10 protein-coding genes are annotated in these 11,643 nt (G+C 37.3%); 2 read left to right on the top strand and 8 right to left on the bottom strand.

Annotated features, from left to right (window positions below; translation table 11 throughout):
• Window positions 1-216 precede the first annotated feature (216 nt).
• From NE257_RS02390 to NE257_RS02355, 8 genes are all read right to left on the bottom strand, one after another.
• Entirely contained in the window at window positions 217-1,773 is a 1,557-nt protein-coding gene (locus tag NE257_RS02390; protein WP_251854303.1) for a bifunctional metallophosphatase/5'-nucleotidase, read from the bottom strand.
• Window positions 1,774-1,848: 75 nt separating this feature from the next.
• Window positions 1,849-3,141: an ABC transporter substrate-binding protein gene (locus NE257_RS02385; RefSeq protein ID WP_007208715.1), complete on the bottom strand. Its 1,293-nt coding sequence runs from the start codon at window positions 3,139-3,141 to the stop codon at window positions 1,849-1,851.
• Between the two features lie 19 nt (window positions 3,142-3,160).
• Window positions 3,161-4,453 (bottom strand): MBL fold metallo-hydrolase, encoded by a 1,293-nt coding sequence (locus NE257_RS02380; protein ID WP_251854302.1) that lies wholly within the window; start codon window positions 4,451-4,453, stop codon window positions 3,161-3,163.
• Entirely contained in the window at window positions 4,437-5,255 is an 819-nt protein-coding gene (locus tag NE257_RS02375) for a carbohydrate ABC transporter permease (RefSeq protein WP_251851310.1), read from the bottom strand. The genes NE257_RS02380 and NE257_RS02375 overlap by 17 nt, the downstream gene beginning before the upstream one ends.
• Window position 5,256: 1 nt before the next feature.
• A complete protein-coding gene (locus tag NE257_RS02370) occupies window positions 5,257-6,138 on the bottom strand; it encodes a carbohydrate ABC transporter permease (protein ID WP_251854300.1) in 882 nt (293 codons plus the stop codon).
• Window positions 6,138-7,214, bottom strand: a complete 1,077-nt coding sequence (locus NE257_RS02365) for an ABC transporter ATP-binding protein (RefSeq protein WP_251854299.1) — start codon at window positions 7,212-7,214, stop codon at window positions 6,138-6,140. Before NE257_RS02365 ends, NE257_RS02370 begins: the two co-directional genes overlap by 1 nt.
• Window positions 7,215-7,586: 372 nt before the next feature.
• Window positions 7,587-9,176: an amidohydrolase gene (locus tag NE257_RS02360; protein ID WP_251885730.1), complete on the bottom strand. Its 1,590-nt coding sequence runs from the start codon at window positions 9,174-9,176 to the stop codon at window positions 7,587-7,589.
• 29 nt (window positions 9,177-9,205) lie between these two features.
• Window positions 9,206-9,862 (bottom strand): Crp/Fnr family transcriptional regulator, encoded by a 657-nt coding sequence (locus NE257_RS02355; protein WP_251885729.1) that lies wholly within the window; start codon window positions 9,860-9,862, stop codon window positions 9,206-9,208.
• Window positions 9,863-10,094: 232 nt separating this feature from the next.
• Between NE257_RS02355 and NE257_RS02350 the strand changes: the two genes are divergently transcribed.
• The gene (locus NE257_RS02350) at window positions 10,095-11,324 is read left to right on the top strand and encodes an MFS transporter (protein ID WP_251854296.1); all 1,230 of its coding nucleotides are present in this window, start codon (window positions 10,095-10,097) and stop codon (window positions 11,322-11,324) included.
• Between the two features lie 22 nt (window positions 11,325-11,346).
• Window positions 11,347-11,529, top strand: a complete 183-nt coding sequence (locus NE257_RS02345; protein WP_251885728.1) for a hypothetical protein — start codon at window positions 11,347-11,349, stop codon at window positions 11,527-11,529.
• The last annotated feature ends 114 nt before the right edge of the window (window positions 11,530-11,643 follow it).

Genomic DNA, 11,643 nt, shown 5'->3' with positions numbered 1-11,643 from the left:
TTTTGACTTATTGCAAAGAGAGCTGCTTTTGAACACCGTTTATAAGAGGTTGTGACTAAAGCGAATAGCTCTGAGCAAAAAGGGGATGACTAAACTTTTTTGCTACTAGATTCAAACAAAACTAGCGCTACAAAAAAGCCATAAATCCAAAAGTTTGAAAAACACCTTCCGGATTTATGGCTTTTTTGTGGCTGAATGATTCTGTCTCAACCTTTATTATTTCGGTAAAACTTGAAAATTTTGATTCGCTTTAGCTTCTATTACTGGATTTTTGCGTAGGTATTCAGCAATTAATTCGGTCATATCGATTTGGACCTCACGAACAATTTTTTCCGGTCCAAACATGTCGTAGTTTCCTCCACCGACTGCTCGGTATTGATTGGTAACGACTTCGACCTCTTGGTTATCAGCCAAATCTTTCCCTTGGTATTGCAATCGTACGATTCGTTGACCACTTGGTTTCGTAAAGTCAATTGTGTAGTCAATGCCTTCATACATATCATAATTATAGTACTGCGGTTTTGGTTCGATATAGATTGGATTAAAAACAATGTTTCCATCTTGTAAAACAAAGAAATCTGCCGTTTTCTCTAATGCGGCTTTCAATTCTTTGCCAGATAATTTAAGGACGGCTAATGTATTAGGATAAATATAGTTTGTAATCACATCGCGCATCGTAATTGTCGAACGGAACCCTTTCCCTTCATTGTTAAACAAAGCTGTCGCCGAGATCGGTGCACCACTTGCCTCCATCTGAACACGATTAATAAATTCCACATATGGATGCTCAATTAATCGCGCTTGGTTCGGATCCTGAATGGTCATGTCGCCATTTACCGTTCCCAATGTTTGATCTAGCCATTGCTCGGTTTCATTACTGACATCAGCAATCAAACTCACGATTTCTTTTGCGGGTTCTTCTTCGCCAGTCGCTACGATTACTGCTTGGCTATCAGTCACTTTGTAGCCATCAGCTGCTTCTTCTACCGTTAGTTCAATTTTACCTACGAATGCGCCGCGGTACCCCGGTTGGATATAAGGTACGCCATTTAGTTTACCCGCCAGTTCGCGATGCTGATGACCAGTAACCAACGCATCAATCCCTGGAACATGTTGCAACAATTCATAGCCTTCATTTTCCCCCGTAAGTAGCTCAGTCGGCTTCCCGGTCTCTAGGTCACGTTCAAAACCACCGTGATAGCTCACAATAACGACATCTGCTTGCTCTCTTAAGATTGGCACATATTTTTGAGCTGTTTCTACTAGGCTTAAGAAGTGTAAGCCTTTAATTGTAGCTGGCTGTTCCCATTTAGGAATGTATTGAGTGACGACACCCAGTATCGCAATCTTGACTCCTTCTTTTTCAATGATGACATACGGATCACCAAGTACATGCTGGCCGTCGTCATCGACCACATTCGCTGCTAAAACGGGATAATTATAGCTAGTAATAGCTTCTTTTAAGTATTCTTGTCCGTAGTTAAATTCATGATTGCCCACAACACCAACATCATAGCCTAGCTGATTAGGAACTGCTGTTAATGCTTGAACGCCAATGGATTCATTCTTTCGAATAAAATAGCTGAGCGGTGATCCTTGAATAAAGTCGCCGTTTTCAATTTGAATAACCGGCCCTTTTGCTTGTCGCTTTAATTGATCGAGCACGGTTGCGACTTTGGCTGTTCCAAATGGTAGATTCATTTCTTTCTCAGAAAAATTGGTTGGCATGATATAGCCGTGCATATCACTTGTTGCAAGAATTGTTACGTTCATTTTTTCACCTCTAGATTTAATAAAAAAAGATGGCCAAAAGCTATGCTCTTGAACCATCTTTCGCTTTTAAAAAGATTATTGATTCCACACTTGTTCTAATTCTGAAACAGAATCTTTAATAATTTTGTCTTCATCTTTAAATGGATTTGCATAAATATTTTCCATGATGACTCTCATTTCGCTATAAGCAGAATCCGCATTTTCTTCAACCGGAATTGAAAATAGTTTTTTCGTTGCATCGGCAATTGCAGCTGGCACTTTCATATCAGAAGCATTCTTATAAGAATCGCTGTTCATGACAGAATCGACAACTGGCATGTAACCTGTAGCTAACGCCCATTCAGATTGAACATCTGGTGACGCTAAATATTTCATAAATTCAAAGGCAGCTGTACGTTGTTCTGCAGACGCATTGGCAAACATATAAATATCTGTTCCTTGTTGTAAGTTGTATTCACTTGGTCTTGCAGCAACACCGTATTCAAATTTACCTTTTGTATCTTTGGCTGTATAAGCTTCGCCTGCACTAGAACCAATATACATAGCAATTTTTTTGTTTGCAAAAGGACCAGAAAGGTATTTATCCGAGCCAGCAACACGGAAGTAGCCTTTATCAATGCCTTCGCCATAGTATGAGATTACTTCTTTTGATGCTTTACTTGTTAGTTTCAAATCTTTATTGAAATCAACGCCTTCATTTTTCATACCGATTGCATAATAGTTATTAAGTGAATCAAAACCAGCTCCGACAACTTCGCCATTTGATTTTTCATAAATGGTCTTAGCAGCTTCTTTTAATTCTTCCATTGTCGTGGGTACTTCCACACCATATTCTTTTAGCATGTCCGCATTATAAAAGAGCATTTCCGTTGATTTGTTAAATGGGATACCATATTGTTTGCCTTCAATTTGGGCACCTTCAAGTAAAGATGACGTGATTTTTTCTTGGTCGCCCCAACCAATTGTATCATTGGAAATATAAGAATCAAGATCGACTAGCATATCATCCGATGCTGCACTGTATAACCAACCCGGATACGCTTGGGTAATCGTTGGTAAGTCTTTTGGCGATTGAAGAGTAGAATTGATTTTCGCTTGTAAATCACTGTATGAAGATTGGTTTTGTAGCGTAACTTTAATAGATGGATTTTTTTCCATAAATTCTTTCGTGATTTTTTCTAACGCTTCCCCTTGGCCACCTGCCATTGCATGCCAAAAGGTAATGGTGGTCGTGCCATCTAATTTAGTAACAATTTTGTCCCCAGATTTCTCTGCTGAATCACTTGATTCAGTTTTGCTCCCACATGCTGCTAACGAAACTGTTGCAATTGCTGTAAGTGCGATTGTTGCCAAACTTTTGATTTTCATTTTTCTCTCTCCTTAAAAATTATAAGTATAGTGACTCACCACGGTGTGGCAGTATTCTTTCACCAAACGGATTCTCCAGTTTTTCTGGATGAAGCGTATGGATAGGAACCAAACATTTGGGTTCAATCCATGCAATGATTTGTTTTAAATCATCTGGAAATGCATGTCCTGAACAAGCTAACCGAACAAATTCGATTTGATGACTTGACAGTAAATCAAGGAAAATTCGATAATTTGGATCAAACTCTCCCAATGGCTGCGCATCACTATGAATATATAATCCATTTGGAAGTAATTCCTCAAAATGATCGACTACTTGCCATAAATACTGGCTTTGGTCATTTCGCAATACTTCGTAGGAAATTTCAAGTTTCTTATCTAAATGGGTAATTTCTTTATCATGTGGCAAGTAATAGTACGCGACTTGCTTCCCCAACACCTCTAAGATTAATGCCGCCATTTTTGCTTCAAGCACGACTGTTCTTGGACTAGCATCGACAATTTTTTCAAAGCGCAACACATTTGCCGGATACCCATTAAAAGTGATTTGTCGATTTTGATTGGCATCAACTAGTCGCACCATCTGCTGAACGAGATCTTCTTCACTCATGATTTTGATTTGTTTTGGATCAGTCGGTCTTTCAGGGAAGCTAATGCTTACCCCCTCCATCATCAAGATATCTGTGTGTTTCGCCTTTTCACAAAAACGCTTCGTGTCTTCCGAGTTATGACCATGAAGTCGTAAATCACCCGTATAAGTAATAAATGAATCTGGAGTGTGGATTAATAACGCACTCGCACCATATGCATCATGATCAACGGGCACGACTTCAACTTGAATTTCTCCAACTTGAATCATCGCACCTTTTTCCAATCCAATCATTGGCCGGGTGTAATTAGTTTCCTCGAATGGAGAAGGTAAAAGAAATTCACCCTCTCGATTCAGGAAAGTAAGAATATCTTTGGATTCCTTTAAGGTGTACAACGGAATCGCCGGATCTAAATAGTTGATCATCTTGGAATGATCCAAGTGTACATGCGATAAAAAGACCGCTGTATGGCGAAATGTCTGATTTTCTTCACCTTGATAGCTATAGGCTAATCTCGGGTCATAGATATTTTTTAACTGTGGGACTAAGCCATTGTCCACCAGTGTCTGTAACTGTTCATCTGGCAATGCCAACTCTGGTCGAAATTCAGTACCAAAATCAAAGAAAATATGCGCATCTTTATAGGCAATCTCAATGACCGTACCACCAATGGTCAAAATACCACTATGGAAGGTAATTTTTGTTTTATCCTTTAATTCCATTTTTTGCGACTCCTCGTATGATTTCTTTTCTGAAGATAAGATAGATGATTAATATTGGAACTACGGTAATTGTTGCCGCCGCCATTTGTAGTTGCACATCACTTCCACTTTCTGTTGCAAACGCAGATAGTCCATTATTTAACAGACGTAAGTCACTACTATTTGTTACCAATAATGGCCACAAGAAAGAGTTCCAACTAGAAATAAATGTCAAGATTGCCACTGTAACAAGAGCTGGTTTAGACATGGGTACTAGTATTCTCCAAATGAACTCTAAGTCCGAAGCCCCATCTATCTTAGCTGCCTTATAATACGTGTCAGGAATTCCTTTTAGATACCCCATCAAGTAGTATATATAAAAAATACTTGTTAAAAATGGAATAATCAATGCCGTATACGTATCTAACAGGCCTAATTGGGCAATTGTATTATAGTTCGTAAAGATAATGGATTCATAAGGTACCATTAATAAAGAAACCATCACACCGACTACTAGACCCTTAAATCGAAACTTAAGACTACTCAATGCAAATGCTGCAAAAATCGATGTCAGTACCGTTGCAACAGTGGTCGCTAGTGATACGATTACAGTATTAATAAAGTAACGAAGGAACGGTGCCTTTTCAAATACTTCCGCATAGTTTGCCCATTGGAAATTTTTGGGTATCAAGGTTGGCGGAATACTTGTCACCTCGCTATATGACATCAGACCAGCTAATAACATATAAACGAATGGAAACAATGTCGTAATCCCCAATAAGAAAATAAATAGATAACTAGCAATTGTAATTATTTTTTTCATCTTAGCGCCCCACTCTCTTCATTAGTTTATTTTGTAAGAAAGTAACAACTAAAATCAAAAGAAATAAAATCACAGTGGCTGCCATTGCTATACCTGGTCGATTGGCAACATGGAATTTATCATAAATGTAATAGACGGCCGTTGTTGCACTATTGGCAATGCCAGCTTTTCCTCCGAACAAAGCATAAACTTGCGTATATACCTTAAATGATCCGATTAAGTTAACAGTCAAAAGAAAGGTAATCGTTGGGACTAATTGCGGAAAGGTAATTCTTCGGAAAATCTCTCCATCAGTTGCGCCGAACATTTTAGCAATTTTGTAGTGCTCTTCGTCAATATTTCGTAAGCCAGATAATAAGATAATGATATTAAAAGCCAAACTCGTCCATACCCCGAAAATAATTAACGTCGGCATACTCATTTGGATACTATCCAACCAATTTACAGCTGGAATACCAAAAATACCTAAGATGTAATTAATAATTCCGTAATCCCCGTTAAAAAAATAGCGAAAAACAATCCCAATGGCAATCGTGCTAGTCACATATGGCATAAAGAATATTGTCTCAAAAAAGCTTTTAAATTTTACTTTTTCAAAAATGACCCAAGCAATACCTAGTGACAAAATTAGTGCAATCGGTACGACCGAAAACGCGTAAATGGCTGTATTTCTAATTGCTTTAAAGAATACTGGATCTTTTAGAACCATTTGGTAATTTTGTAAGCCCGCGTACTCTTGATTAATCAGCGTTCCTTTTTGAAAACTCATAAATAAAGAGCGAAATAATGGGTAAATACTAAACAACACAATAACCAACAAAGAAGGCAACAGGAAGAACCATGCCTTGGGTTGGTTTTCCGGATTATAATTTTTCTTCTTCATTAGTGTATTCGTTCTCCATTTTCTTTAAAAATAAATAACTTGTTATATGCAAAATCAAATGTAACAACATCGCCTTCATTGACATCGGTTTCGATGCTTACGATAGACTTCATTCGAATATCTTGGCCGTCGAAATTGAGAATTCTTTCTCGCCCAATTAATTCAACTGATACGATTTCACGCTGAAAGATTCCATTATCAACTGTGGTTAGCAGCACATCTTCAGGACGAATACCAATAAAATATTGTCCATCAACAATAGGTTCTTTCAAACTTTCATCTGAAAAATGATTAGTCGACAATTCAAAAAGATCATGTTTCATTCGCCCATTTTCAACAGAAACTGGTAAGACATTAATAATCGGATTCCCAATAAATTGAGCGACGAACAAATTAGCAGGATCTAAATATAAGTTTTGTGGATCATCGTTTTGTTGAATGACACCTTCATTCAACAAGATAATCTTATCACTGATTGATAGAGCTTCCTCTTGGTCATGAGTCACGAAAATCGTGGTAATGCCCACTTCCTTGACCAAGCGGCGAATTTCTTCCCGAATTTTTAAACGGAGACGCGCATCTAAGTTACTTAATGGCTCATCTAGTAACAAGACATCTGGTTTCTGTACCAATGCTCTAGTAATTGCCACCCGTTGTTGTTGGCCACCGGATAATGTACCTGGTTTTTTATTACTTAATTCTTCAATATTGGTTAGTTTCATATATTCTTCAGCAATTTCTTTTGCTTCAGCTTTGGACAACTTCTTTTTCCCTACTGTTAAAGGGAACATAATATTTTCTAGTACAGTCATGTGTGGGTAAAGGGCATAGTTTTGGAAAACAAAGCCAATATTTCGATCTTTTGGTTCTGTTTTTACAACAGAAAATCCATTAAATTTTATCTCGCCATTAGTTGGTGTAAGTAATCCAGCAATCAAATTCAAAATTGTTGATTTTCCACATCCACTTGGGCCTAATAAACAGACCAAATCCCCTTTTTCTATTGTAAAACTTACTGATTTTAATGCTTCGAACCCATTATCGAACATCTTATTTAAGTCGATAACTTCAATCATGTGACACCCTCCAAATTAATCGTGATAAAACGTGTTAAAAATACGAACAATGAACAAAAAAACATTTTTATAATCCGTTAATGAATGCTTCTAACTAAAAACAAGCAAAAAAAATTAATGATTATTCGTCAAAAAAGTCTAATTGTTAAGAAAAACAACGCAAAAAAGCTGAGCAACTTTATTGTCTAGATATACGAAAACATCACCACTTTCAAGTATTATCTAGGCAATATTACCCAGCTTACATCGAATAAATCCTCGTCAATTACGAATGAATTCCTGTAAGATTTCATTTTCTCATTAAAGAAGCACTCTTTCAAGTACCTTTTTTTAGTTTTTCATACCAAATATGTAAATTTTGTAAAGTTTTTCTTACATCCATACCCAATTTCCACTAATCATCGTTCGTAAAACCGAACAATCTGACCATTCATTGTCTTGAAGAGCCAATAAATTTTTCGATAACACGCATAAATCTGCTTTTTTTCCTGATGAAATTTCTCCTAGATCTTCCCGGCTTATCGCCTTCGCAGCTCCTAGCGTATGTGCTACGATAGCTTGTCCAACTGTTAATTTTTCATGTGGCATCAACGGTTGTTCAGGAAGACCATTCTTCCCGCGTCGTGAACTAGCATAGTAGATTGTGTCCATCGGTGTGACATCAACAACGACGGGTGAATCCGTACCAAAAGCTAGACGACCGTTCGCACGTAGCAGTGAATGAAATGGAAACATCTTACTTGCACGATCTGGTCCCACTTCTTCATCAAGCGTTTCATATCCAACTAGCAAATGACTTGGTTGTACCGAAATAACTAAGTGTTCTTGATCCGTAAGTGGTAGATCATTTGGATCCATTACTTCAAGATGTTCCAATGTATTGTAAACACCGGATTTTAAAGGATACATCTGCGCGCTTTCTTGATAAAAACATAAGGCACTGTGGATTGCTTGATCTCCAATTGTATGAATCCGAATAGGCCAACCCATTTGATTGGCTTGCAAGATTAACGCGCGCATTTTTTCGATAGGCAAAAGTGGGCCACCAACATCATTTTTAAAATACGGTGTCGCATATTCTTGCTTTAAGTAAGCAGTATGCGTACTGGTAACACCATCAAAAAATTGCTTAACACCGCCAAATTGAACCCAGTCATCCTGAAATTGATGTGCTAATTGAGTCAAATGCGTGGTTTCTTGACGCATCGCTGGGTAAAAACTAACCCGAACCGTCGCTTCGCCTTTAATGGCTTCATAAATCTCCGGATAAATAAATTCATCCCAGCTCTCACCGGACAGTGCTACGTCTGCAATTGATGTAATACCTATTTGATTCAATCGCTTCATATACGTAAGATAATCTTTTGCAGCAGATTTCTTAAATGGCTGCAAAACTTTCGCTAAATAGTGAATGGCAATCGCCTCAGTAAAGCAACCCGTCAGACCATCTTGATCCTGTAGCGCTTCACCACTTAGGTCTGTTGGTAGAGCTTGGGTAGTAATAGCTAATGAATCAAGTGCGCTCTGATTAAACCAGACACTATGCGCATCGCCAGAAATCAGCATCACAGGTGTATCATTACACACTTTATCAATTGAATGATGCGTTGGATAAATATTTTGCCCAAAATCGCTACTAAACCAACCAATACCAATTTTCCAACCATTCACTGTCGCAATGGTGTCCACTTGATTGGCTACCTCGACCTCGCTTTGACCAGTGATGCTTTTGATCTTGCCACTGTGGAGCAAAGCAGAAAGGTAGAAATGAATATGGGCATCGATAAAACCTGGGACAATCATGTTGTCGCCGAACTCAAAAAATTCACCGGAAAAATCATCAGTCCAATCCTTTTGGTTAACCACAGCTTCAATCACATCGTTCATAACGACAATATACCCGTTAAATATTGTTTCCGTATGCACATCAAATATTGCATTGGAATGAATAATTTTTCTCATTTTCCCCTCCACCAGTTTCCTATCATTAGTTAAGAAATAATATTTTGACGAATCAAGTCGATATTGGTCACAATCATTTTTCGATCTTGCATCTTAATTGCTTGTTCTTCACGCAAACGCTGAATCATACGATTGACACTACTAGCAGAAGTAATCCCACAGAATCGCGCAATTTCTTCATTGGTTACTTCAAAGTCAATTAAGATTCCTTCTTCTACTGGTCTGCCAAATGTCTCATATAATTCATTAATTTGCGTACAAACAGCACCGAATTTTCCATTCATTAACATTTGTTGCATTTTTTTCATCGTATACATCAAGCTAATCCGGTAATATTCCTTAACATAATGCTGCAAAGGCATCTGCCGATTGACATCTATCCAAAATTGATCACGTTCAATTTTGTAGAGGTGAGCTTCTTCAGATTCTACTCTTACATTAAAGGGAGCATCGACCATTTGAGAACTTTCATCCTTGAATAAAGAGACAATTTCAAAATTATTCATATAACGTAAATTAAATTCACGGCCTTCTTTTGAAATGACGCTAGTCTTGATAATGCCTTTTTTCAAAATGTAGACATAGCGATCTTCTATTCCTTCATAAGTCAAATAACTTTTTCTTTTCTTAGTAATTACTGGAAAACCGCCCGTTTCTAAATAATCTCGTAATACTTGTTTATCCATAAAGTCCCTACTCTCATTCGCTTTCAATATGGTCATTAAACGGCATTCTTAGTGAAAAAGCAATAACATTTGTTGATGTTTTTTGTTTTTTTTAAAAGAGGTTATCTTTTTGCAATTACATAACAGCATTTTTATTTCTGAAATTTTCAGTATATTATTCTCACTAACGAGTTTCACATTAATCCTATTAATGGCAACAGTTTGGAAAAAGAAAAAAGAAAGAGGCAGAAACATGAAGGAACATTCGGAAGACAAGCTATTCAATAAAGGATTTATTACAATTACATTAATTAATTTTATCGTTTTCCTGATCTACTATTGCTTTGTCGTTATCACAGCAAAATACGCATCACAAGAACTAGGTGCATCAACCGCTCAAGCTGGTTTTGCAGCCGGGATTTATATCATTGGGACACTGATTGCTCGGCTATATATAGGAAAAATATTAGAGCTTAGAGGTCGTCGCATTATCCTTCGATTAGGAGCTGTCCTTTACGTTGTGACTACTGCAGCCTATTTATTTTCTGCAAATATCGTCATTCTCGATACAGTTCGCTTTTTGAATGGATTTGCATATGGGATGGTTTCTACTGCAGCTAATGCAATCGTAACTGCCTATATCCCAGCTTCTAAGAACGGAGAAGGCATTAACTATTATGGCTTAAGTACCAGTTTAGCAGCCGCTGCTGGACCATTTATCGGTATGCTTTTATTACCTTCTTTTGGGTTCCAATTTATTATTATTTTTGCAACAGTCCTAGCATTCTTAACAGGTATTGCTTGTTTCTTATTCCCAGTAAAAAATATCGAGTTAACTCCAGAACATCGAGCTTCATTGGAAAAATGGTCGTTGGATAGCTTTATCGAGAAGAAAGTCGCTTTCATTTCCTCGATTGGTTTCTTAATCGGTCTTGCATACTCTAGTGTCTTAGCTTTCCTTTCAATTTATGCTGGTCAATTAGGATTAGAATCAGCCGGAGCATTCTTCTTCGTTGTCTATGCGTTATCAGTTACGTTTACTCGCCCAATGACTGGTCGTCTCTTTGATTCAAAAGGTGCGGATTCTGTCATGTATCCTAGCTTTATCTTCTTAGCACTTGGTTTATTTTTATTAAGTGTTACCTTTAATAGTGTCATGTTATTAGTCGCTGGTGCATTAGTTGGTCTTGGTTATGGAACATTTATGTCAAATGGTCAAGCTGTATGTTTAAAAACAGTGGATCAAAGTCGAATTGGTGTCGCCCTATCGACTTATTTTATCGGTCTTGATTTAGGACTTGGTGTTGGCCCTTACTCACTTGGTGCGCTTCACTCTGTATTAAATTACCAAGGCATTTATATTTTTTGCGGTATCATCCCAATTATCGTAACTGTCTTGTATCGCGTCTTTTATAAAGCAAAAAATCTTGAAGAAAAAATTGAAGTGAATATCCTTTCAAAAGAAGATTTACATGCAAAATAGTTAATAGAAATGAGGATGAAAGATGAATACAGATGAAAAGATTCTTCTTACATTGCAACAATTACTTGGTAAAATAGATGAACTAAACACTCGTCTAAATACAATGCAAGAAACGACAAATCACTTAACACATGAACAAGAGATAGCAGATCATGAGCTACAATTAATAAAATTAGCCGTGGTAAACGACAACTTTATCGGTTAAAAATTGTTCCGCTAGAAATAAAAAAACAGCACATCCTGTTCTGCACCCCAAATCTTAGACTTAAAAATCTAAGATTTGGGGTGTTTTTTTATGGCAAAATATTCTTTTGAGTTT

The organism is Enterococcus italicus (assembly GCF_023743875.1).
Taxonomy (GTDB): domain Bacteria; phylum Bacillota; class Bacilli; order Lactobacillales; family Enterococcaceae; genus Enterococcus_G; species Enterococcus_G italicus.
The sequence above is the reverse complement of the archived record's forward strand: the minus strand, read 5'-3'. Positions and strand labels throughout refer to the sequence as shown.